28 protein-coding genes and 1 pseudogene are annotated in these 26040 nt (G+C 61.2%); 20 read left to right on the top strand and 9 right to left on the bottom strand.

Annotation, left to right across the window (positions count from 1 at the left end; translation table 11 throughout):
- The first annotated feature begins 14 nt into the window (after positions 1–14).
- The 7 genes and pseudogenes from MM194_RS02080 to MM194_RS02050 form a co-directional block, all read left to right on the top strand.
- Complete coding sequence (locus tag MM194_RS02080) at positions 15–1559, top strand: VWA domain-containing protein (RefSeq protein ID WP_241342540.1); 1545 nt, start codon at positions 15–17, stop codon at positions 1557–1559.
- A gap of 29 nt (positions 1560–1588) precedes the next feature.
- The gene (locus MM194_RS02075) at positions 1589–3094 is read left to right on the top strand and encodes a hypothetical protein (protein ID WP_241342539.1); all 1506 of its coding nucleotides are present in this window, start codon (positions 1589–1591) and stop codon (positions 3092–3094) included.
- 40 nt (positions 3095–3134) lie between these two features.
- The gene (locus tag MM194_RS02070; RefSeq protein ID WP_081966241.1) at positions 3135–3725 is read left to right on the top strand and encodes a sigma-70 family RNA polymerase sigma factor; all 591 of its coding nucleotides are present in this window, start codon (positions 3135–3137) and stop codon (positions 3723–3725) included.
- A complete protein-coding gene (locus MM194_RS02065) occupies positions 3718–4467 on the top strand; it encodes a DUF3379 domain-containing protein (RefSeq protein ID WP_241342486.1) in 750 nt (249 codons plus the stop codon). The genes MM194_RS02070 and MM194_RS02065 overlap by 8 nt, the downstream gene beginning before the upstream one ends.
- A gap of 408 nt (positions 4468–4875) precedes the next feature.
- A complete protein-coding gene (locus MM194_RS02060; RefSeq protein WP_033132021.1) occupies positions 4876–6162 on the top strand; it encodes an outer membrane protein transport protein in 1287 nt (428 codons plus the stop codon).
- 251 nt (positions 6163–6413) lie between these two features.
- Positions 6414–7670, top strand: coding sequence for an outer membrane protein transport protein (locus tag MM194_RS02055; RefSeq protein ID WP_033132020.1), 1257 nt, complete (start codon positions 6414–6416; stop codon positions 7668–7670).
- 117 nt (positions 7671–7787) lie between these two features.
- Positions 7788–8405, top strand: a pseudogene (locus tag MM194_RS02050) (EAL domain-containing protein); the annotation flags it as partial.
- 163 nt (positions 8406–8568) lie between these two features.
- Here the strand turns inward: MM194_RS02050 and MM194_RS02045 are convergent.
- Positions 8569–9873, bottom strand: a complete 1305-nt coding sequence (locus tag MM194_RS02045) for an outer membrane protein transport protein (protein ID WP_241342485.1) — start codon at positions 9871–9873, stop codon at positions 8569–8571.
- Between the two features lie 447 nt (positions 9874–10320).
- Positions 10321–11484, bottom strand: a complete 1164-nt coding sequence (locus MM194_RS02040; protein ID WP_241342484.1) for an acetyl-CoA C-acyltransferase — start codon at positions 11482–11484, stop codon at positions 10321–10323.
- A gap of 133 nt (positions 11485–11617) precedes the next feature.
- Between MM194_RS02040 and MM194_RS02035 the strand changes: the two genes are divergently transcribed.
- Positions 11618–12016: a MerR family DNA-binding transcriptional regulator gene (locus MM194_RS02035; RefSeq protein ID WP_241342483.1), complete on the top strand. Its 399-nt coding sequence runs from the start codon at positions 11618–11620 to the stop codon at positions 12014–12016.
- A gap of 115 nt (positions 12017–12131) precedes the next feature.
- Here the strand turns inward: MM194_RS02035 and MM194_RS02030 are convergent, their stop codons facing one another.
- A complete protein-coding gene (locus MM194_RS02030) occupies positions 12132–13379 on the bottom strand; it encodes a dicarboxylate/amino acid:cation symporter (protein WP_241342482.1) in 1248 nt (415 codons plus the stop codon).
- A gap of 269 nt (positions 13380–13648) precedes the next feature.
- Between MM194_RS02030 and MM194_RS02025 the strand changes: the two genes are divergently transcribed.
- From MM194_RS02025 to MM194_RS02015, 3 genes are all read left to right on the top strand, one after another.
- Positions 13649–13933, top strand: a complete 285-nt coding sequence (locus MM194_RS02025; protein WP_033132014.1) for a pyrimidine/purine nucleoside phosphorylase — start codon at positions 13649–13651, stop codon at positions 13931–13933.
- A 168-nt stretch (positions 13934–14101) separates the two neighbouring features.
- Positions 14102–15484, top strand: a complete 1383-nt coding sequence (locus MM194_RS02020; protein WP_241342481.1) for an L-serine ammonia-lyase — start codon at positions 14102–14104, stop codon at positions 15482–15484.
- A 286-nt stretch (positions 15485–15770) separates the two neighbouring features.
- The gene (locus MM194_RS02015) at positions 15771–17141 is read left to right on the top strand and encodes an L-serine ammonia-lyase (protein ID WP_033132012.1); all 1371 of its coding nucleotides are present in this window, start codon (positions 15771–15773) and stop codon (positions 17139–17141) included.
- A 144-nt stretch (positions 17142–17285) separates the two neighbouring features.
- Here MM194_RS02015 and MM194_RS02010 read toward each other — a convergent pair whose 3' ends face one another.
- Positions 17286–18245 carry a lytic murein transglycosylase gene (locus tag MM194_RS02010; RefSeq protein WP_241342480.1) on the bottom strand — a complete coding sequence of 320 codons (960 nt, stop codon included), beginning with the start codon at positions 18243–18245 and terminating at the stop codon, positions 17286–17288.
- Positions 18245–18523, bottom strand: a complete 279-nt coding sequence (locus MM194_RS02005; RefSeq protein WP_033132010.1) for a YcgL domain-containing protein — start codon at positions 18521–18523, stop codon at positions 18245–18247. Before MM194_RS02005 ends, MM194_RS02010 begins: the two co-directional genes overlap by 1 nt.
- 106 nt (positions 18524–18629) lie before the next feature.
- Between MM194_RS02005 and minC the strand changes: the two genes are divergently transcribed.
- The 5 genes from minC (at position 18630) to mtgA (ending at position 21733) form a co-directional block, all read left to right on the top strand.
- Positions 18630–19352 (top strand): septum site-determining protein MinC, encoded by a 723-nt coding sequence (gene minC, locus MM194_RS02000; RefSeq protein ID WP_241342479.1) that lies wholly within the window; start codon positions 18630–18632, stop codon positions 19350–19352.
- Between the two features lie 18 nt (positions 19353–19370).
- The gene (minD, locus tag MM194_RS01995) at positions 19371–20183 is read left to right on the top strand and encodes a septum site-determining protein MinD (RefSeq protein WP_033132009.1); all 813 of its coding nucleotides are present in this window, start codon (positions 19371–19373) and stop codon (positions 20181–20183) included.
- Between the two features lie 2 nt (positions 20184–20185).
- Positions 20186–20452: a cell division topological specificity factor MinE gene (minE, locus tag MM194_RS01990; RefSeq protein ID WP_005311265.1), complete on the top strand. Its 267-nt coding sequence runs from the start codon at positions 20186–20188 to the stop codon at positions 20450–20452.
- Between the two features lie 193 nt (positions 20453–20645).
- Positions 20646–20972 carry an HI1450 family dsDNA-mimic protein gene (locus MM194_RS01985; protein ID WP_033132008.1) on the top strand — a complete coding sequence of 109 codons (327 nt, stop codon included), beginning with the start codon at positions 20646–20648 and terminating at the stop codon, positions 20970–20972.
- 53 nt (positions 20973–21025) lie between these two features.
- The gene (gene mtgA, locus MM194_RS01980; protein ID WP_241342538.1) at positions 21026–21733 is read left to right on the top strand and encodes a monofunctional biosynthetic peptidoglycan transglycosylase; all 708 of its coding nucleotides are present in this window, start codon (positions 21026–21028) and stop codon (positions 21731–21733) included.
- On the opposite strand, the gene MM194_RS01975 is transcribed toward mtgA, so the two are convergent.
- Positions 21702–21863 (bottom strand): hypothetical protein, encoded by a 162-nt coding sequence (locus MM194_RS01975; protein ID WP_238566451.1) that lies wholly within the window; start codon positions 21861–21863, stop codon positions 21702–21704. The two genes, mtgA and MM194_RS01975, sit on opposite strands and share 32 nt — an antisense overlap.
- A gap of 159 nt (positions 21864–22022) precedes the next feature.
- On the opposite strand from MM194_RS01975, the gene MM194_RS01970 reads away from it, so the two are divergent.
- Entirely contained in the window at positions 22023–22346 is a 324-nt protein-coding gene (locus tag MM194_RS01970; protein ID WP_241342478.1) for an HI1450 family dsDNA-mimic protein, read from the top strand.
- Positions 22347–22396: 50 nt separating this feature from the next.
- Here MM194_RS01970 and MM194_RS01965 read toward each other — a convergent pair whose 3' ends face one another.
- Positions 22397–22708 (bottom strand): DUF1289 domain-containing protein, encoded by a 312-nt coding sequence (locus MM194_RS01965; protein WP_241342477.1) that lies wholly within the window; start codon positions 22706–22708, stop codon positions 22397–22399.
- Positions 22709–23593 carry a S1-like domain-containing RNA-binding protein gene (locus MM194_RS01960; protein ID WP_241342537.1) on the bottom strand — a complete coding sequence of 295 codons (885 nt, stop codon included), beginning with the start codon at positions 23591–23593 and terminating at the stop codon, positions 22709–22711. It abuts the gene before it with no gap.
- A 616-nt stretch (positions 23594–24209) separates the two neighbouring features.
- Here MM194_RS01960 and MM194_RS01955 point away from each other — a divergent pair.
- The 3 genes from MM194_RS01955 (at position 24210) to MM194_RS01945 (ending at position 25192) form a co-directional block, all read left to right on the top strand.
- Positions 24210–24680 (top strand): MarR family transcriptional regulator, encoded by a 471-nt coding sequence (locus MM194_RS01955; protein WP_033132004.1) that lies wholly within the window; start codon positions 24210–24212, stop codon positions 24678–24680.
- Positions 24677–24865 (top strand): DUF4250 domain-containing protein, encoded by a 189-nt coding sequence (locus tag MM194_RS01950; protein ID WP_241342476.1) that lies wholly within the window; start codon positions 24677–24679, stop codon positions 24863–24865. The genes MM194_RS01955 and MM194_RS01950 overlap by 4 nt, the downstream gene beginning before the upstream one ends.
- A 150-nt stretch (positions 24866–25015) precedes the next feature.
- Complete coding sequence (locus MM194_RS01945; protein WP_152599363.1) at positions 25016–25192, top strand: hypothetical protein; 177 nt, start codon at positions 25016–25018, stop codon at positions 25190–25192.
- Between the two features lie 83 nt (positions 25193–25275).
- On the opposite strand, the gene MM194_RS01940 is transcribed toward MM194_RS01945, so the two are convergent.
- Complete coding sequence (locus MM194_RS01940) at positions 25276–25863, bottom strand: FMN-dependent NADH-azoreductase (RefSeq protein WP_241342475.1); 588 nt, start codon at positions 25861–25863, stop codon at positions 25276–25278.
- Between the last annotated feature and the right edge of the window lie 177 nt (positions 25864–26040).

Genomic DNA, 26040 nt, shown 5'->3' with positions numbered 1-26040 from the left:
CGGGAATGCCCATCATGGAGCTGACGCTGCTGCGCCCGCTCTGGCTGCTGGCCCTGCTGCCCTGGCTGTGGCAGGGATGGCGCCGTCGTCGCCAACCCGCCCTGCTCGCCCCCGCCATGCAGGCCTATCTGCTGCCGGGTCAGGGCCGCCCCCTCCCCTGGCTCTGGCTCGCCTGCCTGCCGTTGATCTTGGCCTTGAGCGGCCCGGCCCTGCGCCAGCAGAGCCAGCCCATCGAGAGCCCCGCCCTCGACATCTGGCTGCTGGATCTCTCCGACTCCATGCGGGCCGGCGATCTGCCGCCGGATCGGGCGACCCGGGTACGGCTACTGCTGCAGGACATGCTGGACGACGCCGCCTCAAGCACGGGCTCGAGCCAGGAGCGACACCCCATCGCCCTCATCCTGTTCGCCGACGATGCCTATCTCGCCATGCCCCCCAGCCAGGATCATCAGGCCATCTCCTTGCTGCTGCCAGATTTGCGCCCGGCCATCATGCCGCAGCTGACCTCCCGCAGAGGCAGCGCCCCCGAGCGCGCCGTCGCGCTGGCCCTTGCACAGATCCCCGCAGGCCAGCCCGCACGACTGCTGCTCGTCACCGACGGACTCTCGGCGGCTCAAATCGAGCGCATTGCCGACCTGTGGCCTTGCCAGGGCACGCTGTTCTGTCAGGGGTCGACCAGGCCTCGTCTCGATATCCTGCTGGCCAATGGGGGCAAGGCTACCGAACTTCCCCCCTCACCCGCCGCCAACCAGGGGCTCGGCAGCACCCTTGGACGCAGGCTGCCAGCGCCCGATGGGGCGGCCATGGCGCAACTCGCGACCGATCTGGGAGGGCGTCTGCAGTGGCTGCAGGCCGGGATCCCACGATTTGCCCCCCTGCCCACCAGCCAGACGCTGACCACAGATCAAGCCCAGGATCTCGGCCCCTGGCTGCTGCTCCCCCTGCTGCCGCTGGCGCTGCTGGCCCGCATCGGGGCGCACTGGCTGCTCTTGCTCGGCCTAGGAATGGGCATTCTCAACTCGCCGCCACTGCAGGCAAGCGCGCCCCTTTCCGAGCCTTTGCTGCAGGAGCAACAGGCCCGGCAGGACTACCGGCAGGGGCACTATCTCGCTGCCGCCCGCGCCTTCCAGGACCCCGTCTGGCAGGGCAATGCCTGGTACAGGGCCGGCGACTACGCCCAAGCTACCTTGGCCTATGCCCGCGTCAACAGTGCCACCGCCCACTACAACAGGGGCAATGCGCTGGTACGGCTCGGACAGCCAGGCGCCGCCGAGCAGGCCTACCTCACCGCCCTTGCCCTCGAACCAGACAACCAGGATGCCCTCTTCAATCTGGCCCTGCTGCGCACACCGCCGCCGCCAAGCGCCTCGCAGGAGCCCAAGCCCAGTGAGGCCCCCAAGCCTTCGGCCACAGAGCCGCCCTCTGCCGCACCGGAGCGCCCGCAGCCCCCGGCTCCCCCCGTGCTGCTGCTCGAGCAGCGCCTGCGCAAGGAGGCCCAGCGCCGCGCCTTGGCCAACACAGCTGACTCCTCATTCATCAAGCCGGAGGAACCCAGGTGATCCCCGCCTTGCGTCTGCGCATCGGCGGCCTGGGCCACTGGCTGCTCCTGCTGCTTTGCCTCTCGTTGGCGGGCCAGGCACTGGCCGCGCCACCACGGGCCGAGCTATTACCGGGGGCGAGCGACGGCGACTGGCTGCTCATCATCGAGGCCGACGGGCAACTGCGCGGCGATGAGCTCAGTCTCACCCCCCTGCTGCGCCAGTTCGCGGTGGGTCGGGTGACATTGAGCCGCGTCACCACAGAGGTGCGCAGCCTGACCCGCTGGCAGATCCCGCTGCATCGGGTGGCCAGTGACGCCAGACAGGTGCCCACCCTCGCCCTCGGCACCCAATGGACACCGTCGCTGCCGCTGCCCGAACGCAATGAGCCACAGGCGTCCGCTGGAGCGGCCAATGGGGCGGCCCCCCTCTCCCCCATCGAATTGCAGGCCAGTGTGCTGCATCAGGGGCCGCTCTATCCGGGGCAACCCTTCCTCTATCAGCTGAGCCTCTGGCTGCCCGCCAACCTGGAGGCCCCCAACCTCAGCGAGCCGGCCGGCAACGGCTTCACCATCCGCCGCCTCGGCGACGACAGGTGGGAGTCCCCCGCCAGCCCCGGCATGCCGGGACGACTGACCCGCAGATGGCTGCTGCAGGCCAAGGAGCCCGGGTTCCATCCGCTAGAATCCCCCCGTTTTCAGGGAAGACTGCCCCAGGAGGGCGGTCAGAGCGAGGCGCTCTCCGCCAGGGCCGCCACCCAGTTCATCAAGGTGGACAAGGCACCGGTGGAGCCGGTGGCGAGCAGGCTCATCCTGCGCCAGCAGTTCAGTCCCGCCACGGGGGCCAGGGTTGGGGAGCCGGTGATCCGTACCCTGACCCTGGTCATGGAGGGGGGAGACGGCAACCGCCTGCCCAGATTGCCGCAATCCAGGTTGCCTGCTGGCCTGCTGGCAAGACCGGATGGGGAGCAACAGGAGGAGCGTTTCGTGGCCAAGGGGGCGCTGCGTTTTGAGCGTCAGTGGCGCCAGGCGTTGAGCGCCGAGGCGCCTGGCCGCTATCCCTTGCCCGCCGTGGATCTGCCCTGGTTCAATACCCGAAACGGGCGCATCGAACATGCCCGCCTGCCGGCGCAGACGCTGATATTTGAAGCAGCGATCCCCTCATCCGAACAGGCGCCGGCGCCTGCGGGAGAGAGCCTTAACTGGGTACTGGTGGCCTTGCTGCTGCGCACCCTGTGGCGAGGCGGGCCCCGCTGGCTGGCCTTCTATCGCCTGCAACTGGCCCTGGCGGCCGGGGAGCCAGACTCGGCCAGATGGGCCTTGCTGGCCTGGGCCGATCTACGCTGGACTGGCGCTCATCAGCACCTCGCCAGCCTGCCCTGCCATGGCGACCCCGCCATCGGAGCCTTGCTCGACAATCTGGATAGGGTCTGTTTCGACTCGTCTTCACCCGCCAATGCCGAGGTTGACTGGCGACGGCTCGCCAAGGCGCTGTGCGCCTTCGATACTGTTGCAGTAGCCTCTGGTCTCAGCATGCTGGCGTGGCTACGCCATTGAGCCCACGGCCAGCGACCCCGAATAAAAAGGAAGCCCAATCATGGCGTTAGGTTTTTTCAGAAAAAAAGGCTCGGGAACGGGAAAGGATCCCGGGGCCACGCCGGTCTATGGGGATATGGCAGACAAACAGACCAAATACGAAGCGCTGGTGCAGGCCCTGCACGCAGACATCTACCGTTACGCCTACTGGCTGTGCCGGGATCCGCAGGTGGCCGAAGATCTGGTGCAGGAGACCTTCCTGCGCGCCTGGAAGGCCATCGACTCCCTGCTGGACGACAAGGCCGCCAAGGCCTGGCTCATCACCATCCTCAGACGGGAGAATGCCCGCCGCTTCGAGCGCAGGCAGTTCGATCTCATCAGTCTCGATGAGCATCCCCTGAGCGATCAGGGGGCCCTGCACAACGAGCAGGAGATGGAGCATGAATGGCTAAGACGCCATATCGCCCGGCTGCCCGCCGAGTACCAGGAGCCCCTGCTGTTGCAGGTGCTGGGGGGATTCAGCGGCGAGGAGATCGCCGAGCAGTTGGGGCTGAACAAGAACACCGTCATGACCCGGCTGTTTCGGGCCCGCAACCAGATCAAAGAGGCCATGGAGTCAGCGGCACAACGAAGAGGACACACAAATGGATGAGCTTGAGTTTCGCCGCAGGGCCATCGCCCATCCAACGGATGCAGACCCTGCGTTCCTCGAGGCGGCGCAGGCATCCCCCGCCAATCGCAGCTATCTGGACGAGATGAAACAGCTGGATCGTCAGTTGCATCGCACCTTGGAGGTCGAGGTGCCAGCGGGCCTGGCCGAGCGCATCCTGCTCAGGCAAGCGGTGGAACCCGATGATGATGAGGTCGTGGTGCCGCTGCTGCCGCCCCCCGTGCGTACCAACTGGCGTCCCCTCGCCATGGCGGCCTCGGTCGCCTTCCTGCTCGGCATCAGTACCCGCTGGCTCAGCTGGCCGGTGACGACACCGGACGAGCCGTCCCTGGCCCAGGTCGCCATGGCCCATGTCTATGGGGAGGAGCCCTTCATCAAGGGGGTCGATGAGCGGGTCAGCCTGCAGACCATCAATGCCAAGATGGAGAAATACGGGGCCACTCTGATGGATATGCCGGGCATGAAGGTGACCTATGTCAACCACTGCGCCTTCTATCAGGGACCGGCCCTGCACATGGTGCTGCAGGGCAAGATGGGGCCCGTCTCCCTGTTCCTGGTGCCCAAGCATGTGCCCCTCAGGATCCAGCCTGATTTTGCGGATGGCCAACTCAAGGGGGAGATCTTGCCACTCAAGGGCGCCAACATGGTGCTGATCGGTGATATGCAGGAGCCACTTGCCCCTGTTGCCCGGCAATTGGAGTCCCATCTGCACTGGTCCATTTAACAGATCTTAACCCGGGCTGACTGGGTTTTTACCCCCTCGACATCACAGGCAGACACGCTCGTTGTCTGCCTGTTCATTTCAAATAGCGCGACATTCCCCGCTTATTGCCCACTTTTCCGCGCCAGAGCACGCAATTTATTTTACTGATACAGATGGCACCCATTGCCTGTTAATCACCCAATAATGGATGAATTCGGTTATTAAAACGGCAAGTTAAAACAAATGATTAACACAATGGAAACTTTTATGTATTCTGCTGTCACTGGTCTGATTTCTTACCTCCTACCAGATCCATAGAATCACGCCAGAAGTGAATGGGAAGAAGCTTACATAACAACAGATCTTGTCGTGTATAGCGGCCAAAGAGCCGTGATATCGACAGAAAATCTGCTTACAAGAGAGAACACTATGACAACTGCCTTTTTCAAGAAAAGCCTGATCGCCGCGGCCGTGACCCTGGCCAGTACCCAGACCTTTGCTGCCGCCTTCCAGCTGAACGAGCACTCGGCCTCCGGTCTGGGTCGCGCCTATGCAGGGGAAGCGGCCATCGCGGACAACGCGTCCGTGCTGTCCCGCAACCCGGCCGCCATGACCACCTTCGACAAGATGGCACTGTCTGTTTCCGGTACCTATATCAAGCCTGATGTCAATGTCGCGGGCGATATCTATGCCGGTCCCACCAAGCTGGCCTCCTCCAGCGAGAGCGACATTGCACCGGATGCCTTCGTACCGGCGACCTATTTCATCCAGCCGCTGAACGATCAGTGGGCCTGGGGCCTGGGGCTGTTCTCCAACTACGGTCTGGCCACCGAATACTCCAAAACCTTCCCGGCTGGCGCCGGTGCCGGTGATACCGAGCTGTTGACCTTCAACATTAACCCCAACATCGCCTATCGCATCAACTCCAACTTCAGCATCGGTGCCGGTATCAACGCCGTCTATGCCCAGGCCGAGCTGAACCGCTATGCCGGTGCCCTGGCACCGGGTCTGACCGCCAAGACCGGCATAGTGCACAACAGCGACACCGCCATCGCGCACCTGAAGGGCGATACCTGGGGCTTTGGCTGGAACGTCGGCACCCTGTACGAGATCAATGACAGCAACCGCCTGGCGCTGACCTATCGCTCCCAGGTGGACTTGAGCTTTGACGGCGACTTCAAGGGCCTGACCTCCGGCTACAAGACGGTCGATGGCAACCTGAAACTGGATCTGCCGGCTCAGGCCGAGTTTGCCGGTTACCACCGTCTGAACCAGCAATTCGCGGTGCACTACTCCGTCAACTGGACCGACTGGAGCGCCTTCCAGGAGCTCAAAGCCACCAGCAACTCCTGTGCTGGCGGTGTCTGTCTGCAAAAAGACGAGAAGTTCAAGGACTCCATGCGTTACGCCCTGGGCGGCACCTGGTATATCAACCCGGCATGGGAAGCCCGCATCGGCTTCGCCTATGACAATAGCCCGGTCGAGCCGGAGTATCGCAGCCTGAGCATCCCGGATTCCGACCGTGTCTGGTACAGCGCCGGCGCTACCTACCACATCGATCAGGACATGAGCGTCGATTTCGGCATGGCCTACCTGGATGGCAAGGAAGTGGACGTGAACGAAGGCCTGACCAGTCACACCGATCCGGTCCGCTGGAAGGGTACCTCCCACGGCAATGCCTTCCTGGCCTCTGCCCAGTTCAACATGAAATTCTGATTTAGCCGTTACCAAAAAGAGCGCCCGAGGGCGCTCTTTTTTTATACCAGATCGGCATTTCAGCGCACAGCTGTAGCAAACAACTGTACGCTTTTCGTTTTTTATCAGCCTATTAGCACCAGTTCCTCCAGCATTTAATCCCGTTTTGGCTCAAGCCGCCCCGCCCCCGTTGCCTTGCTGGTCATACCATATAAAATCCCGCCTCCAACCAAATAACAGAATGAACACCAAGTTCATCCCAAGGAAAAGCAATGCATTCGAACATGAAGCCCTCCCTCATCGCCCTGCTGCTGTTGTCGAGCCAGACCCAAGCGGCCGGTTTTCAGCTGGCGGAGCAATCGGCGACCGGCATGGGGCGCGCCTTCGCCGGGGAAGCGGCCATCGCCGACAACGCCAGCGTGCTGTCGCGCAACGTCGCGGCCATGACCCGATTCGAACGCACGGCCTTCTCCGGCGGTGTCATCCACATCCATCCTGACGTCAACATCGAGGGCGTGACCCGGGTACCGACCGCCATGGGCCCGGTGAGCCTGGATGCGAGCGCCCACGACATCGCGGGGGATGCCTGGGTGCCCAATGCCTATCTCATCGTGCCGCTGAGCGATCAATGGTGGCTGGGGCTGGCGGCGACCTCCTACTATGGTCTCGGCGTCCAGATGCCTGACAACTACAACGCCGGTCACTTCGGCAATGTCTCCGACATCAAGACCATGGATCTCGGCGTCTCTCTGGCCTATCGCATCAACGAGATGTGGAGTGTCGGGGTCGGCCTGTCCGCCATTCAGGGCGAGGGAGAAGTGGGCGGCACCTTCCCCTCCAACAACAAGATTGCCAAGCACCTCCAGGGGGATGGCTGGGCACTGGGATGGAATCTGGGTACCTTGCTTGAGCTATCACAGGCGACGCGCATCGGCCTCTCCTATCGCCACGACGTGACCCTGACCCTGTCCGGGGATGCCATCGGCACCGATCTGCAGGGACGCACCTTCACCGACACCGGCAGTCTGGATCTGCCGCTGCCCGCCACCGCTGAGCTCGCCGTCTTCCATCAGCTGACGCCGGCCCTGGCGCTGCATTCGAGCATCAACTGGACCAACTGGAGCAAATTCGTCCAGCTCGAGTCCGAGCTCGATCACTATGGCACCATGCACATCAAGGACGAACACTGGGAAGACAGCTGGCGCTACGCCCTCGGCCTGACTTACCAACTGGCGCCCCAGTGGCAGCTTCGCTCCGGGATTGCCTATGATCGCAGCCCGGTCCCCGCCGAGCGCCGCACCATCTCCATCCCGGATTCGGACCGGATCTGGTACAGCGCCGGCATCGGCTACCAGTTGGATCGCAACCTGTCGCTGGACTTCGGGCTCACCCTGCTCGATGGCAAGAAGGTGGATGTGACCGAAACCATGCAGCTCAAACCCGGCGTGCCGCAGACCAGCTCCAGCTTCCAGGGCACTTCGGAAGGGGACGCCTGGCTGGCCGGCCTGCAGCTCAATTACCTGTTCTAAATCACCGGGTTCCCCGCCAGATGCTATGCCAGTTGTTGACCCTTAGGCGCCGGTCAGCACTGGCATAGTGATCCGCTTCACCATAGAATCAAGCCAGCACTCATGCTGGAGAGATGAATGTATTCCTACGTAGCAAGGCAGCCCATCCTGGATCGGGAGTTGAAGACTCATGCCTATGAGCTGCTTTTTCGCGACAGCCTGGATAATGTGTTCCCCCTGATCTCGGCGCAACAGGCCACCGCCCGGCTGGTGGCCGAACAGTTTTTGCAGCAGAACATCGATCAACTGCTTGGCGGGTACCCCTGCTTCATCAACTTCCCTCACTCCCTGCTGCTCGACGGACTGGCCGAATGCCTGCCCCAGGACAAGGTGATCATCGAGATACTGGAAGATGCCGAGCCGGACGATGCGCTGCTGGCCAAGGTGATACAGTTGAATCAACTGGGTTATCGCATGGCACTGGATGATTTCACTCTTTCCGTGGCCTGGGATCGCTTCCTGCCCTATGTCCACATCATCAAGTTCGACCTGAGGGCCACCCCCCTCGCCAGTATCGAGGCCTTCATCGAGAGCCACCGGCACCTGCCGCTCACCTATCTCGCCGAGAAGGTGGAAAACAAGGTGGAATTTGAGCGGATGAAGGCGCTGGGGGTCGCGCTGTTTCAAGGCTTCTTCTTCAGCCGGCCACAGCTGGTGCAGCAGACCACCAGCCACCCGGATCAGTTGCTGGTAATGCACCATGAGCCCTCACTCAAGCATTTGATTGAAAAGGTCCTTCACAAATGATGGCGTAGCGTATGTTCGCCCATCCAGAGGCCTTCCCCCCGCACACGGCACGGCAAACACCATAGAAAACGCCCCTCGAGAGGGGCGTTTTTTTATGCCAGGCGTGAGCGGCTTAGAACAGCATGTTGAACTGAACCGAGGCCAGGAAAGCATTGCCTTCGTTGTTGCCTTCGAAATAGAGCGGCTGCCCCGGTTCGTTGTTGTGAACCCCTTCCTTCACCTCACTCGCTTCCCCATTGATATAGGTCATGCCGAAGTCGATGCTCTTGGTCTCATCCAGATGGTAGGTCGCCCCCGCGCTGTACCACCACTTGTCGGCATCGGGCAGACTGATGGTAGCGTGCTCGCGCTGTACGGCCGACTCGTCATAGGCGACGCCGACACGCGCCTCCCACTGCGGGTTCACATACCAGGTCGCGCCGACCGCGTAGCGCATCGCATCCTGCAACTGCTCGTTCTTACTCAGGCAGACGCCGCCCGGCAGGTTGCACTGCTCGCTGACTGCCTCCAGCTTTTCAAAGGCACTCCAGTCGGTCCACATCACCGAGTAATGCAGCGCAAATTGCTGGTTCAGGCGGTGATAGCCGGAGAACTCGGCGATGGCGGGCATGGGCACATCGACCGTGGCATCGGCTTTGTAACCGGGAGCGCCAACAGCCCCGGTGTAATCTCCCTCCAGCTCCACGTCGATCTGAGAGCGGTAGGTCAGCGCCAGGCGGTTATCCTGGTTGATCTCGAACAGGCCGCCGACGTTCCAGCCCCAGCCGTTGCCAGAGCCATCGAAGTTGGCCAGGGTATTGTGGGAACCATTGGGGTTTGCATTGGGATTGACCCTGTCCACATAACCGGTGGCGATGGTGTAGTTGACGCCGGCACCCAGGCTCCACTGCTCGTTGATGCGATAGGCCACATTGGGGTTCAGGTTGACACTCATCAGCGAGGTCTCCCCCGCCAGCAAACCGGCGGCTGGGTTGCTGCCAGCACCGAAGCTGTCGTCAAAGCGGGTGCCCAGACCATAGTTGGTCATCATGGCAAAACCGACTGCCCACTGCTCGTTGATGGGCTGGATCATATAGGCGGCAGGCACCACGGCATTGGGGCCGGCGTTGCCATGGCTGGCCGTGGTGCTGGAATCGAATCGGTTGCCCGGCAGATCGGTGACAAAAGCCCCGTCCACGCTGTAATCCGGATCCACCATGGTGGCGGCCATGGAGACGGTGGTCCTGTCGAACATCATCATGGCGGCCGGGTTGCGGCCCAGCACGGACGCGTTGTCGGCAATGGCTCCCTCACCCGCGAAGGCGCGGCCGAGGCCGGAGGCGGAGTGTTCGTTGATCTGGAAACCAGAGGCGGAGGCGTTGGTGGCGAGCAGTGCCAGCGCGCTGGCAAGGATGCTGAGCTTGAATGGGGTGGTCATCAAAGGTTCTCGTTTACGCGCCCATGGCGGGCGATGATCATCACGGCGATCTGGGCTACGCGATGCAACAGTGCCCTGAGTCATCGGTGTCAACACAAGAGCGGCAGAATAGATGGCGCATAGTAGGGAGCCTCTTCGCTGCTACAAATCAGACCAGTCTCAAAATTGGCTGCCAACCTTAATGCCGACTGAATGAACGCAAATAAGCCTGTTTTCCCGTTCAGAAACGGACTTTTCGGCGCAACTTTCGGATATGGCGAAGCACGTGTCGGGCCGCCTTGGCAGGCAACCGACGCCAGGATAAGAGAGAATGACCCTGAGGCCGCCCGTGCGGCCTCAGGGTCGACTCGACAGAGAGGGAAGATAAAGAAGGGGGATTGGGCGCCCTTGTCGGCCCGTGCCCTGGCTCAACGCCGGCGCGACATCAGGCCGACATTGAACAAGAACTCAGCCCAGCTCGACGGCCAGGGCGGTCGCCTCACCGCCCCCGATGCACAGGCTCGCCACCCCACGCCGCAAGCCTCGCAGACGCAGGGCATGGATCAGGGTCACCAGGATGCGGGCACCGCTGGCGCCGAGGGGATGGCCAAGGGCGCAGGCCCCCCCGTTCACGTTCAGCTTGTGGTGGGGGATGTTGCAGCCCGCCATGGCCAGCATGCTGACCATGGCGAAGGCCTCGTTCACCTCGAACAGATCCACCTCCTCCACCCGCCAGCCGACGCGTGCCAGCAGCTTGTCGATGGCCCCGACGGGAGCGCTGGTGAACTCGGCTGGCAGGGCGGCATGGCTCTGATAGCCCACTATCCTGGCCAACACCGGCAGCCCCAGCCGGGCGGCGGTCTCGGCCCGCATCAACACCAGCGCCGCCGCACCGTCCGAGATTGAGCTGGCGTTGGCCGCAGTAATGGTGCCTTGCTTGCCGAAGGCGGGTTTCAATGTGGGTATCTTGTCGGGTCTGGCCTTGGCAGGCTGCTCGTCCTCGGCCAGCAGCAGTTGATCATGCGCCATCACCGGGGTCAGCTCGGCCTCGAACGCACCGCTGCGTTGCGCCGCCAGGGCCCGCTCCAGGGAGGCGATGGCGAAGGCATCCATGTCGGCCCGGGTCAATCCGGCCCGATCGGCACTCGCCTGCGCATAATGCCCCATCAGGTGCCCCTCGTAGGCGTCCTGCAGCCCGTCGAGGAACATGTGATCCAGCACGCTCTGATGGCCCATGCGGAAACCGCCGCGGGCCTTGTCGAGCAGGTAGGGCGCCCGCGTCATGCTCTCCATGCCGCCAGCCACCACCACCTCGGCCTCGCCGAGCCGCAGGCTGTCGGCCGCCAGCATCACCGCCTTCATGCCGGAGCCACACACCTTGTTGATGGTGGTACAGGGCACGCTGTCCGGCAGCCCGGCCTTGAGCGCCGCCTGGCGGGCAGGCGCCTGCCCGAGCCCGGCACTGAGCACATTGCCCATGTAGACCTCATCTACCTGCCCTCCTCCGAGCCCGGCCGCCGCCAGGGCCGCGGCGATGGCGCAGGCCCCCAGCTCCGGTGCACTCTGGTTGCTCAAGGCGCCCTGAAAGGCGCCCATGGGGGTCCGCTTGGCCGCCACTATCACAATATCCATCGGTCACTGCCTCCTTGTTACATAGGGATAACATATGCCTCCACGGGAACGGGAACAAGACTTGCAGGGAAGTTGACGTTTGGGTAAGGTGCCAGCCTGCCTTGACAATCGAGATGACGGCCAAGATAACCCTATGACCAGATCCAAGGATGACGCCCGGACCTTCAGCATCAGCGAGCTGGCCCGTGAATTTGATGTGACGACCCGCAGTATCCGCTTCTATGAAGATCAGGGTCTGCTGAATCCGACCCGCCAAGGCCAGACCCGGATCTACAGCAGGCAGGATAGGGTCCGCCTCAAGCTGACCCAGCGTGGCAAGCGGCTCGGCTTCAGCCTGGCGGACATTCGCGAGCTGTTCGATCTCTATGACGCGGACAAGAGCAGCCGTACCCAGCTGCAGACCATGCTGGGTCTGGTGGCCGACAAGCGGGTGACGCTGGAGCAGCAGCTGGAGGACATCAAGATGGTTTTGCTGGAGCTCGAGGCCGCCGAGCAGCGTTGCCAGCAAGCCCTGGCCCAGCTGACACCCTGACAGGCACCCGGCTATCTGCCGCAGGCAGAGGATGCGAGGCGCGCGTCGAGCACCAACGAAAAGAGGGAAGCAATCGCTTCCCTCTTTTATTTTCACCCCGGCGCAAATGGCGCTGTTATCGGGCTTCCTTGCTCCAGCGATCCGGATCGTAATCCGGGCTGTAGCGATCGACGATGATGGCGCAGGCCGCATCCCCGGTGATGTTGAGTGCGGTGCGGATCATGTCGAACAGGCGATCCAGCGCAAACAGCAGCGGCAGCCCCTCGATGGGGATCCCGGCCGCCAGCAGCACGGCCACCACCAGGAAGCTCGGCCCCGGCACGCCGGCCTGGCCGATGGCCCCCAGGGTCGAGGTCAGTATGATGGCCACCCAGGCGCCCATGGTCAGATCGATCTGATAGACCTGGGCGAAGAAGATGGCGACCAGACCGTAATAGATGGCGTTGCCACTCATGTTGATGGTGGCGCCGAGCGGCAGCACGAAGGAGGCGGTGGCGTTGGTGACCTTCAGCTCCTGCTCGCAGGTCTCCATGTTGACCGGCAGGGTCGCCATGGATGAGGCGGTGGAGAAGGCGACGATCTGCGGCTTCTTCATCGCCGAGAAATACTTGCGCACCGGCGTGTTGGAGAAGAGCGCGATCAGCAGCGGGTAGACCACGAAGCCGAAGATCAGGATGGCGCCCACGTAGACCAGGAACAGCTTGAGCACCAGGGTCAGTACATCGAAGCCGTAGGTGCCGATGGCATCGGCCATCAGGCCGAACACCCCGAGCGGCGCTATCAGCATCACCTTGTTGATCATCCAGACGAAGGCATCCACCAGGGTATTGAGCCCGTCCACCAGCGGCTTGGCACGCTCACGGGGCTGTTTGGCCAGGGCGATGCCGAGGAACATGCAGAACACCAGGATCTGCAGTATGTTCGCCTCGTTCAGGGACTGGAACACATTGGTCGGGATCATGCCGAGCAGGGTGGCCACTGCGTCCGGCAGGGCGCCCTTGTCGGCGTAGTCGCCGGAGAACATGGCCCCCATGGCGCTAAAGTCGACCCCGACCCCGGGTTGGAAGACCTGGCCCATCACCAGGGCCAGCAGCACCGCCAGCGCCGAGGTACCGAGGAAGAAGGCGAGCGTGGTGGCCCCTATCTTGCCTGCGGCCGGACTGGCCCCGAGGTTGGCGGCCCCCGACAGTATGGCCACCGCCACCAGCGGGATCACCAGCATCTTGATCAGCTGGATGAAGAGGGTACCGAGCGGCGCGAAGACGGTGGCATTTTCACCCATCAGCGCCCCGACCAGGGCACCCAGCACCATGGCAACCACGACCTGGAAGCCAATGTTTTTGATTAATCCTTTTGTTAACACGCAATGTTCCTTTAATGAGCAACGACTGACACTTTCCCAGTGCAATTGACTGGCCAACGCAACAAAGCCTCCTTATTACGCTGGCGGCGCGCTTTATCTCATATTTACTCGCCGTTTAACATTATGATTCCTGAACGCGATGAATTTAGTATTTTCCCAGTAAAATCAAGACTCATAAGCAACAACTCTGTTTTTCCCTGTTTCACCATGACAACGGCCAAAAAAGTGTGCTACGTTGGCTCGGCAAACGTGCATACAGGGAAGAAAAGATGCTGAAAGTTAACGAGTATTTCGACGGAAATGTTAAATCCATCGGTTTCGAGCAGAAGAGCGAGAAAGCCACGGTCGGCGTGATGGATGCAGGCGACTACCTGTTCAATACCGCCGCCCCCGAGCGGATGACGGTGATCAAGGGTGTTCTCACCATCCAGCTGGCCGATGAAGACGAGTGGCACACCTACGGTCAGGGTCAATCCTTCGAGGTCGCCGGTCACTCCTCCTTCAAGCTGGCCGTCAAGACACCGACCGCCTACCTGTGCGAGTTCCTCGACTGATAGCGACTGAGCGCGAGCCACGAGGCGCCGACCCGCTCCCCGTGGCTCCTTTAGCCCAGCCTGTAGTGCCCCATTTCCACACCGCCATCACAAGCCGTCGCTTCCCCCCTTTCCATCGACTACAAAAAATTTACAATGTTTAGACGAAATCCATAATCGGAGTACGTCATGATCAGTGTCTTCGACCTGTTTTCCATCGGGATCGGCCCCTCCTCCTCCCACACAGTGGGACCGATGCGGGCCTCCTGTGCCTTCGTCAATGCACTCAAGCAGGCAGGGCACCTCTCCCGCACCGAGCGGGTCGTGGTCGAGTGCTATGGCTCCCTCGGCCAGACCGGCAAGGGTCATGGCACCGGCAAGGCCATCATCCTGGGGCTGGCCGGGTTTGAGCCGGAATTGGTGGATATCGAGGCCATCCCCGCCTTTCTGGGCCAGGTAGAGCACAGCCAGACGCTGCGCCTGGCAGGGGAGCAGCCGAGCCATTTCCCCCGGGTCGGCGCCATCATCTTCAACCGGCGCAAGACCCTGCCCGCCCACTCCAATGGCATGACACTGCGCGCCTTCGCAGCCGATGAGCTGCTGTTCGAGCAGACCTACTACTCCATCGGTGGCGGCTTCATCATCGAGGAGAGCCACTTCGCCAACGCCAAGGAGGAGGCGGCCAGGTTCGACGCCGCCCACCCCGTCCCCTACCCGTTCGAGAGCGGTGCCCAGCTGCTGGCCCACTGCCAGGAGAGCGGTCTCTCCATCTCGGGGCTGATGCTGGCCAACGAGAAGGTGTTTCGCAGCGAGCAGCAGATAAAGGCGGGCCTGCGCAAGATCTGGCAGGCGATGCAGGGCTGTGTCGAACGCGGCTGTCGCAGCGAGGGGATATTGCCGGGCGGGCTCAAGGTGAAGCGCCGCGCCCCTGGCCTCTATCGCCAGCTCAACGGCGAGACCAACTTCAACAAGGATCCCCTGATGGTGATGGAGTGGGTGGATCTGTTTGCGCTGGCCGTCAACGAAGAGAACGCCGCCGGTGGCCGGGTGGTGACGGCGCCCACCAACGGCGCCGCCGGCATCATCCCGGCGGTGCTGCACTACTACGATCGCTTCGTGCGCAAGGTGGATGACGAGCTGCTGCTGCACTACTTCCTCACCGCCGCCGCCATCGGCATCCTATATAAGAAGAACGCCTCCCTGTCGGGGGCCGAGGTGGGTTGCCAGGGTGAAGTGGGTGTCGCCTGCTCCATGGCGGCCGGGGCCCTGGCCGAGCTGCTCGGCGGCAGCCCGGGGGTGGTCGAGAACGCCGCCGAGATCGGCATGGAGCACAACTTAGGGCTGACCTGCGATCCCATCGGCGGCCTGGTGCAGGTGCCCTGCATAGAGCGCAACGCCATGGGGGCGGTCAAGGCGATCAACGCCGCCCGCCTGGCCCTGCGCGGCACCGGCGAACACAAGGTGTCGCTGGACAAGGTGATCAAGACCATGTGGGAAACCGGCAACGACATGAAGACCAAATACAAGGAAACCGCCCGCGGCGGCCTGGCTGTTAACATTACAGAATGTTAAAAAATGCCAATTGACTCCACTTCGTCCCACGATACCCGGTCTGGCCGGGTATTTTTTCGCGAAACGTTTGCCAGGTGCTTAACAAATTGGATAACTATCAAAATAAATTTTATACTCGCGCCGTTATTTCAACAAAAATAGATCTGTTTCAACTTTTTTTAAGCCATGAGTCGTTACACTGCGGTTAGCTGGTTCATCGGCCTTTGCGACGACAGACTCGTCCCATGGATCACCCCCTTTCTGCGAGCGGGCATGGCGCCCCCTTCTACCCTGAGGTAATTGTTACATGATCAGCGTTTTTGATATCTTCAAAATCGGTGTTGGCCCCTCCTCTTCCCACACTGTCGGCCCGATGAAAGCAGCCAAGCAGTTCGTGGATGATCTGCGTGCTGGCGGCAAGATCCGTGACATCACCCGGATCCAGGTCGACGTCTATGGCTCCCTCTCCTGGACCGGTAAAGGTCACCATACCGATACCGCCATCATCATGGGTCTGGCCGGCAACCTGCCGGAAAATGTCGACATCGACGGCATCCCCGAATTCATCTCCCGCGTCGAGCAGACCGGCCGCCTGCCGATCGGCTTGCATTGCCACACCGTCAGCTTCCCGCAGGGTGCCATGGTGTTCCATGACGAGGCCCTGCCGCTGCACGAAAACGGCATGAAGCTGACCGCCTTCATCGAAGATGAGGCCGTCTACAGCAAGACCTATTACTCCATCGGTGGCGGTTTCATCGTCGACGAAGAAAACTTCGGCAAGGCCGACAGCGGCGACATGTCGGTGAGCTACCCGTTCAAGAGCGCGGCCGAGCTGCTCGCCCACTGCAGCCAGACAGGTCTCTCCATCTCCGCCCTGATGCTGGAAAACGAGAAGTGCTTCAACACCCCGGAAGAGATCTACAAGAAGCTGGGCAAGATCTGGACCACCATGCGGGAAGGGATCGAGCGCGGCTGCCGTACCGAAGGGATCCTGGCCGGCCCGCTGCGCGTGCCCCGTCGTGCCGCCCCGCTCTACCGTCAGCTGACCACCAACGAGCATCTCTCCAACGATCCCATGAGCATCGTCGACTGGGTCAACATGTTTGCCCTGGCGGTGAGTGAAGAGAATGCCGCCGGTGGCCGCGTGGTCACCGCGCCGACCAACGGCGCCGCCGGCATCATCCCGGCCGTGCTGGCCTACTACGACAAGTTCATCCAGCCGGTCGGCCGCGACGAATACACCCGCTTCTATCTGGCCTCCGCTGCCGTCGGCATGCTCTACAAGATGAACGCCTCCATCTCCGGTGCCGAAGTCGGCTGCCAGGGTGAGGTGGGTGTCTCCTGCTCCATGGCCGCCGCCGGCCTGACCGAACTCATGGGCGGCAGCCCGGAGCAGGTGTGTGAAGCCGCCGAGATCGGCATGGAGCACAACCTGGGTCTGACCTGTGATCCGGTCGCGGGCCAGGTGCAGGTGCCCTGCATCGAGCGCAACGCCATCGCCGCCATGAAGGCGGTCAACTCCTCCCGCATGGCGCTGCGTCGCACCTCCAAGCCGCGCGTGTCACTGGACAAGGTGATCGAGACCATGTACATCACCGGCAAGGACATGGACTCCAAGTACCGTGAGACCTCCCGCGGTGGCCTGGCCATCAAGGTGATGCAGGTTGCCTGCGAATAAGGCACGCAAATGAAATGTAAAAAAGGCGGGATATCCCGCCTTTTTTATTACTCGTTATTTCGATGGCACAACTCAAATCGCCACAACCGATATTGCGAGACGAGCCTCAGCTATTTCAGATGAGGCGGCGCCTGTCTGGCGACACTACTCCACAATCCGATCGGCCAGGGTCCCGACCGCCACCACGAAATAGGGGGAGCGATTCCAGTGGCGCAGTACCCGGTAATTGTCGTAGGCCAGATAGCTGCGCCCCTGGACGTCGTCCGGCCGAATAAGCGAGGCCTGCATCTTGGCTCTTGGCAGGGGGGAACCATCCTGCTGACGCACCCCCAGTGCCTGCCACTGTGCGAGCGACTTGCGCTGCTCCAGTCCGAGCAAGGCAGGGTCCAGACCCGCTGGCACCCTCACCCGCCGGCCCCAGGTTTCATCGTCCCGCCAGCCGTTCTGGTGCAGATAATTGGCAGCCGAACCAAACACATCCGCGAGGTTGCCCCACAGATCCTTCCTGCCGTCCCCATCCTGATCGACCGCGTATGTCAGGAAGGATGAGGGCATGAACTGCACCTGCCCCATGGCGCCGGCCCAGGAGCCTTTAAGGCGGTGGGGGGTCACGTGTCCCTGCTCTATGATGCGCAGCGCATCGAACAACTGGGCCTTGAAGAAGGCCTCTCGGCGCCCCTCCCAGGCCAGGGTGGCCAGGGACGATATCAGGGGAAAATTACCGGTCAATTTACCGAAATTGGTTTCTATTCCCCATAGCGCGACTATAAAACGGGGTTGCACTCCATATTCCTGGCCTATTTTCGTGAGCAGCGGCAGATGCTGGCGATATAAGGCTTTGGCCTGATTGACTTTCCATTGCGGGACGGCGCGGGGAATATAGCTATCCAGCGTCAGTTTGAATTCCGGCTGGTTTTTGTCGTGCTTGATGGCCGCCTCGATTATCCGGATATCGGCAAAGGCGACCTCGACCGTGACACTCGGGATCCCCGCCGCCACCGCCTCCCGTTTGAGGCCAACAACGTAGTCATTGAAGTCGGGACTGGCCTGCAGCGGCGTGCTTAATATGCCGCCGAGCAATAACAGCGCCAGCCGCCCTTTCATCAGGATGAAGCCTTTAATTGCGCCTTGTGCTGTTCCAGCAGATTCTCCGGCGGCGGAGGGACTTGCAGATAGAAGCCCTGTTGCTTGAGCGCCTCCATCACCCGTTCGGTCGAGGCGATCCCCAAGGGCTTGGCGGGATCAAGCTTGGTCATCAAGACCAGCTCGGGACGACCGAAGGTACTCATCAGTGCCTCTGGCACACGGGAGAAATCCTCTCTTCTTTCAATAAAGAGATAGGTCTCGGCTTTTTTGCGACTTTTATAGACTGCACACAACATGGAAATTGATATAATCCGACGGGTTTATTGCCTCTGGTGGTGGCAAACTATAACATCAGGAATTGAATAACAATAACGTATTACCGTCTCGGTTCGGGGAAGATTCATGGTTGAACGCGATAACGAATTGAAAGGGACTACCTTCACTATTTCTGTGTTGCATCTCAGCGATGGCAATCCGACCCGGATCCGTCAGTTGCTGGCGGCCAAGGTCGCGCAAGCCCCCCAGTTTTTTAATTGTGCCCCCCTCGTCATCAATGTGGAGCGACTGGCTGCGATCCCGGACTTCGATCAACTCAGGGAGTTGGTCGAGTCGGAAGACTTCGTGCTGGTCGGCATCACGGGGGCGAAGGATGAGGCGATGAAGACGGCGGCCAGGGTGGCGGGCCTCGCGGTGATGGTGTCGGGCAAGAGCCGCAAGGTGGAGCCCGAACCCGCCCCGCTGCCAGTCCCCCAGCCCACCGAAACGGTTCAGGCCGTGCCTGCCCCGGCGCCCCTGGTGCCGAGCAAGGTACACATAGGACCGGTGCGCTCCGGCCAGCAGCTGTATGCCGCCGGTACCTCGCTGGTGGTGCTGGGCTCGGTCAGTCCGGGCGCGGAAGTCATCGCCGACGACAGCATCCATATTTATGGCGCCCTGCGTGGCAGAGCCATTGCGGGGGCCAAGGGCAACACCCGGGCCCGCATTTATTGTCAGCAATTGCAGGCCGAGCTGCTCTCCATCGCCGGCACTTTTCAGCTGAGCGATGCACTGCCGGCAGGCCTGATCCAAGAGCCAGTCCATATCCGGCTGGACAACGAACAACTCCGTATCGACCGTATCAAATAGAGTTACAAGGAAGCGAGAATGGCGCGAATCATAGTCGTTACATCGGGCAAAGGCGGCGTTGGCAAGACCACCACCAGCGCGGCCCTGAGCACCGGTTTAGCTCAGCGAGGCCACAAGACAGTGGTCATCGATTTTGACATTGGCCTGAGAAATCTGGATCTCATCATGGGCTGCGAGCGGCGCGTGGTGTACGACTTCGTCAATGTGATCAATGGTGAGGCCAACCTCAACCAGGCCCTCATCAAGGACAAGCGTTCCGAGAATCTGTTCATCCTGCCTGCCTCCCAGACCCGGGACAAGGACGCGCTGACCCGCGAAGGGGTCGAGAAGATCCTGGATCAGCTGGCGGAGATGAAGTTCGATTACATCGTCTGCGACTCCCCGGCCGGCATCGAGGCGGGGGCCCTGATGGCGCTCTATTTCGCCGACGAGGCCATCGTCACCACTAACCCGGAAGTCTCGTCCGTGCGTGACTCGGATCGGATCCTCGGCATCCTGGCCTCCAAGTCCCGCCGCGCCGAGCGCGGTGAAGACCCCATCAAGGAGCACCTGCTGCTGACCCGCTACTGCCCGACCCGCGTCAACCGCGGCGACATGCTGAGCGTGCAGGATGTGCAGGAGATCCTGGCCATCAAGCTGCTCGGGGTGATCCCGGAGTCCCAGGCGGTGCTGCGCGCCTCCAACTCGGGGGAGCCGGTCATTCTGGACAAAGAGTCCGATGCCGGTCAGGCCTATGAGGATGCCGTTGCCCGCCTGCTGGGTGACACCAAGGATTTTCGTTTTCTGGAAGAAGAAAAGAAGGGCTTCTTTAGCCGACTGTTCGGGAGTTAAACATGTCATTATTGGATTATTTTCGTTCCAACAAGAAACAAAACACCGCACAACTGGCCAAAGAGCGGTTGCAGATCATAGTCGCGCACGAGCGTTCATCCAGAGGGGGGCCGGATTACCTGCCCCAGCTCAAGCAGGACCTCCTCGACGTGATCCGCAAGTATGTGCAGATCGATCCGGACAAGATCACCGTCCAGCTCGATAAGAAGAGTGACGAGCTGTCGGTACTGGAGCTCAACATCACCTTCGCCGATGACAAGAAGGGATGAGCTGACGTCCCATGCGTGACCCCTTCCCTCAATGAAGACCGGATCCTGTAGCAGGATCCGGTTTTTTATTGCCCTGACCCCCGCCAGCATGACGCTGCATCTCGCCAAGGGCGCGGGGGCCAGCTAGAATACCGCGCGCCACCGTTCGCTCACGACGGGGCTTCTTATTTTTATTATCTGGAACAGATGACTTATGTCTTTGAACGACGAAATGCACAGCGTCGAGGAACTGCTCGATACCGCCCTCGAACTCTTTATGGAGCTGGCCTCGGACAACCTGCCGGAGCAGGAGATCGCCCTGTTCAACCAGGAGTTCAACAACCGCGGCCTGTTGGCCGAGAGCGATCCGGCCGATGACTGGGAAGCGGACGTGGGCTTCGCCGTGAGCGATGAGGAATACGCCGAGATCTGGATAGGCCTTGGCAACGCAGAGCAGGAGTACGAGCACCTGTTCGCCCGCCTGCTGCTCTCCCGCCGGGTCGACGAGAAGTTCTGCCACATCGAATGGCTACCCCAATAATTCCGGATCCCGATGATCCTGGCCAGTATGCCTGGGAGTCCGAGCCTGGCCCCGTGCGACCGGCGCTGAGGCGGCGCCTGCTGGGATGGCTCGGCAAGCTGCTGCTCGGAGCCCTGCTCAGTACCATCGTCTCGGTGGCCTTGCTGCGCTTTATCGATCCCCCCATGTGGACCTGGCGCATCGAGCGGGCCCTGTTCCCGCCCGCCAAGATAACCGAGGTCAAACATGACTGGGTGCCGCTCGAAAAAATCTCCGGCGAGCTGCAACTGGCGGTGATCGCCGCCGAGGATCAGCGCTTCGCCGAGCACAATGGCTTCGACATGGATGCCATCAACTCGGCGCTCAGACACAACCAGCGCAGCGAGCGGGTGCGCGGCGCCAGCACCCTGAGCCAGCAGACGGCGAAGAATCTGTTCATGTGGAGCGATCGCAGCTTCCTGCGCAAGGGCATTGAAGCCTGGTTCACCCTGCTGATGGAGCTGGGCTGGGACAAATCCCGCATCCTCGAGGTGTACCTGAATATCGTGGAGTTCGGGCCCGGCATCTATGGCGCCGAGGCCGCCGCCCGGCACTACTTTGGCAAACCGGCCGCTCGCCTGACCCGCTATGAGGCTTCTCTGCTCGCCGCCGCCTTGCCCAATCCCTGGCGCTACCGGGTCAAGCCGCCCTCCCCCTATGTACAGCAGCGATCAGCCTGGATCCGCCGCCAGATGGGGCAGCTCGGCCAGGTCACCCTGAACCGGGTACACGAGGCCAACTAGCGCCTTCGGCGGGCTCGGCCGCCGGTCCCAGATGACCGCCTATGGTCTCCCGATGCAGCGGCAGGTAGTGCCACCACCAGGTCTCCCGCCGCCGCTTGAGCTGTCGCTTCTGCTGTCGTCGTTTCATCATGCTGCCCAGATGCCCTCTCATACCACCGGATGGCGGCGACTCTGTTAACCTTATCCCCTGATCCGGCCATTGGATAGAGGGGCTTGTCTGCGCCCCGATCTGGCCGCCCTCTTCAATAATTGCTACAGTGGCGAACCTGGATGTATCTGGAGTGATTTCATGGAACAACGCAGCCCGGATCAGCTGGTCGAGTGGGCCTATGATCAGTTTCTTGAGCAGGCCGCCGACATGCTGGCCCCCGAACAAATCGTCGACATCACCCTCGAGTTCGAACGGCGTGGCGCCGTCGAGGCAACCCTGCCCAACGCCGACTGGTCGACCGAGCTCGGCGTGCCGGTCGACATGGAGCGCTGGGCCGAGGTGTGGGTCGGCTTGCTGGATCATCAGGAAGAGTTTGAGGTGATCTACGCCACCTACCTGCTGCCCCGCAGTCAGAGCGAACACGAGGTCCATGTGCGCTGGCACCGTCAGCAACAAGCATAAGAAAGGCGCCCCAGGGCGCCTTTTACGTTTCTGATGTTCGACATCCCCGTTCAGGGTTGCAGCGCGATGGCCTTGGCCAGGCAGCGGCGGCACCAGCAGGCGCTCCCCTCGCTCATCGGCATCAGGGGTAATTGGCTGCACCAGCAGCGCTCTATGGGTTCACCGGCGGAGACGGCGCAAAACGCCGGCTCACCGCATCCCGGGCACTGATGAGTGCTGCGCCTGCCATCCAGCTCGGCCATGCGGGCCAGCTGGGCCTCGCTGTCCATGGCGGACCACTGGCCTATCTCGGTCAGGGTGCGGCCGCAACCGAGGCAGAGCCCATCCTTGGCCCGGCAGTCGCCGATGCAGGGACTAGGCACTTATTCGCCAGCCTCTTCTTCGCGCTCAGCTTTGGGAGCATCCACCAGGCTGATGCTGTTGTCGTCGATGACAATCTTGCCCTGCTTGTAGAGGCCGCCGATGGCCTTCTTGAAGGTGCCCTTGCTCATGTTGAACATCTTGTAGATGAGCTCGGGTTCGCTCTTGTCCCCCACCGCCAGGCTGCCGCCCTGTTTCTGCAGACGGGTGAGGATCCGGCCACCGGCATCATCCATCCTCGCCATGCCGGGTTTTTGCAGGGTCAAGTCCAGCTTGCCGTCGTCACGCACCTGCTTGACCCAGGCGGTCAGCGGTCGACCCGTCATCACCCGGCCGAACACCTCGTTCTTGAACAGCATGCCGGAATACTGACCGTTGACCACCGCCTTGATGCCAAGGGGAGTGTGCTCGCCAGGCAGCGCCGTCACCTCGTCGCCGGCCTTGAAAGGAGGCACATCGGTGCTGAGGAAGCGCTCGAGGCGGCTGGTGCCCACCATGCGGCCCTCGTTGTCCAGCATCAGGTGCACCAGATAGACGTGGCCCACCTGCATCGGCTTGTTCTGCTCGCGACTCGGCACGAACAGATCCTTCTTCATGCCCCAGTCGAGGAAGGCGCCTATCTTGTTGGCGTTGATCACCTTGAGGCCGACGATATCGCCCACCATGGCAAAGGGTTTGTCGGTAGTGATCACCGGCTCGCAGTCGGCATCCAGATAGAGGAAGACGGATACCTCACTCTCCACGGTGACGCCTTCGGGCAACTGGCGCTTGGGCAGCAGCAGCTCGCCATATTCGCCCGCGGCGAGCCAGGCGCCACGGTCTTCGAGCTCGACTACGGTGAGGGTGTTCATCTTGCCAATCTGTAACATGGTGATCTCTTCTTTCAATATCCGGATGGGCGCATATTTCGTGCCCGTAATATAGGTGCGCATCGCCCCTGTCATGCCGTGGGCACTGACAGCCAGCGTCATTTTTCATGCAGGCGCGCATGTTACCCCAGAGCCGTGACAGGGCCTAGTCCCTTGCCCCTGCCCTCGCGCTATTTTCCCATGAGCCTGGCGCCGCCCTGGCGATATTAGCAGCATTCGGCCAGCCCCTTGCTGCATATGACCCCATTTTTGGGTAGACTTCGCCACCGTAAAATCTGCAACAAGCTTCGTTGGGGGCTCAAAATGCCATGAGCAGGAGATCAACTGCCCGGCGTTTTGGGGCATCCGGGGCCACAGCGCCCCGGCTGACAAGTGAGTCGCTGAAATGAGATCTTGCGCTGCTTTTTGCACAGCAGTGAAAGCCGACGCGTCCACAATACCTTGATCTCGTTACGAAAAAATGCAGCAAGCTAGTTCAATTGAAACCTTTAAAACTATATTCATGACGCAACACGTGCGCGAACGCACATTTTTCTGGTGCTTGTTCAGACAAATGCCCTTGTGTTACGTATCATCAGATTCAAAGTATCAAGAGAAACTGCACCCGATGCAGCCGCCACAGCAGGATGTCCATATGTCAAAGATCATAGAGCTGCTCGCCCACTATCCTCCGTATCAGCTGGTCCATGCCGCCGAGATGGTGCGCGATACCTTCGAACAGTTTTATCAGCAGCGTTATCAGCTGACGGTGCCCCAATGGCGCCTGATGATGGTGCTCGGCCCCAACTACCCCATCAGTCAGAAGGAGCTGGTGGAGGCTAGCGGGATGGACAAGGTGCGGATTTCCCGCGAGATCCACCGGCTGGTGGAAAAAGGCATCCTGGTCACCGAGAGCAGCCCGCAGGACAAGCGCATCAGCCTGGTCTCCTTCACCCATGCAGGGCTTATCTTGTTCCAGCAGCTCAAAACCGAGGCCGGCAGCTGGCAACACACCCTCACCGACTACCTGCCGAGCGAGGCGCGGGAAACCATCCGTCTGCACCTGCAGAGCGTCAGTGACGCCATCGAGCAGTTGCACCTGCTGGATCAGGAGCAACAGCCATGAACCTGAAAAATTTTGCCACCATGGACGTCAACATGTTGCTGAGTCTCATCAACATGCAGCTGCGCGATCGTTACGAGGATCTGGACGATCTCTGCAAGGCCCAGGATCTCGATCAAGAGGCCCTGAAAGCCCGCCTCGCTAGCGGCGATTTCCATTATCAGGCTGATCAAAAACAGTTCAGATAGGGATCCGGATCACAGACTGCCCCACGACGCTGGCTCTGGCGGCAAAAACTGCTAAGGTGGAGAGACCCTGTAGCCTGAGGTATGGATACATCAGGCTGTCATACAGAGCGGGTAGCCTTATCCGCGTACCACCAGCCAAGGACGACACCCATGATCCTCACCCGACAGACCAGCCTGATCATTCTCAGCGCCCTCTTCACGATCAGCCTCTTCTCCCCGCAGTTGCCAGACAGCGCCGAACAGTGGCTCAGCAGCCTGTTGCTGGGTGCATTGGTGGCCGTGTGCCTGATGGTCGGCAGTGGTTGTCGTCACTTCTTGCAGGAGTGAGCGCCTGAACGGCGCCTCACCCCAAAACAACAACGCAGCCAGAGGGCTGCGTTGTTGTTTCTGTCTGGCAGAGCGTAAGCGGTTTAGATAGCCAGGGCTTCCAGCTGCTCTTTGGCCTGCTCGATACCCTTGGCCTGGGCATCCGGGCCCATGCCCATGCCTTCGGCGTAGATGAAGTCCACGTCCTTGATGCCGATGAAGCCCAGCACGGTGCGCATGTAAGGAGTCACCAGATCGGTAGCGGCGCCAACGTGCATGCCGCCGCGGGGGCTGACTACCAGGGCGCGGGTATTTTCCACCAGGCCGACCGGACCGGTCTCGGTGTAACGGAAGGTCACGCCGGCACGAGCCACCAGATCGATCCAGTTTTTCAGCTGGGTCGGGATGTTGAAGTTATACATGGGGGCGGCAATCACCACCAGATCGCTCGCCTTCAGCTCGGCAACCAGCTCGTCGGACTGGGCCAGCACGGCCAGCTGACGCTCGCTCAGGTTCTCACCACCGCGCAGACCGAGGGCCAGCTCGCCATCCAGCACCGGCAGGTTCAGGGCAGCCAGATCGCGCACAGTGATGTTGTCATCCTGGTGATCGGCAAGGAAGCCGTCGATCAGGGCGTTGGACTGAGAATATTGACCCAGGATACTGGACTTGAGTACGAGGATATTGGCCATGGTAAAGCTCCATTTGGTTGTCAGTTGGACAGCAGGACTGTCGATGGAGGTCACTATAAACATTGAGCTACAAGCCTGATAGCGAAAATAGATGCTCAAGTTATTCAAAATTTTTGACGATTGTTCATTTCATCGCCAAGGGGGCGATGACCTCGCGCCCCACCCTTGGCAGAACAA

Origin of the sequence: Aeromonas sp. MR16, from assembly GCF_022549315.1 — a bacterium.
Lineage (GTDB): Bacteria > Pseudomonadota > Gammaproteobacteria > Enterobacterales > Aeromonadaceae > Aeromonas > Aeromonas aquatica.
Note: the sequence above shows the minus strand (reverse complement) of the source record. Positions and strands in the feature narration are given on the sequence as shown.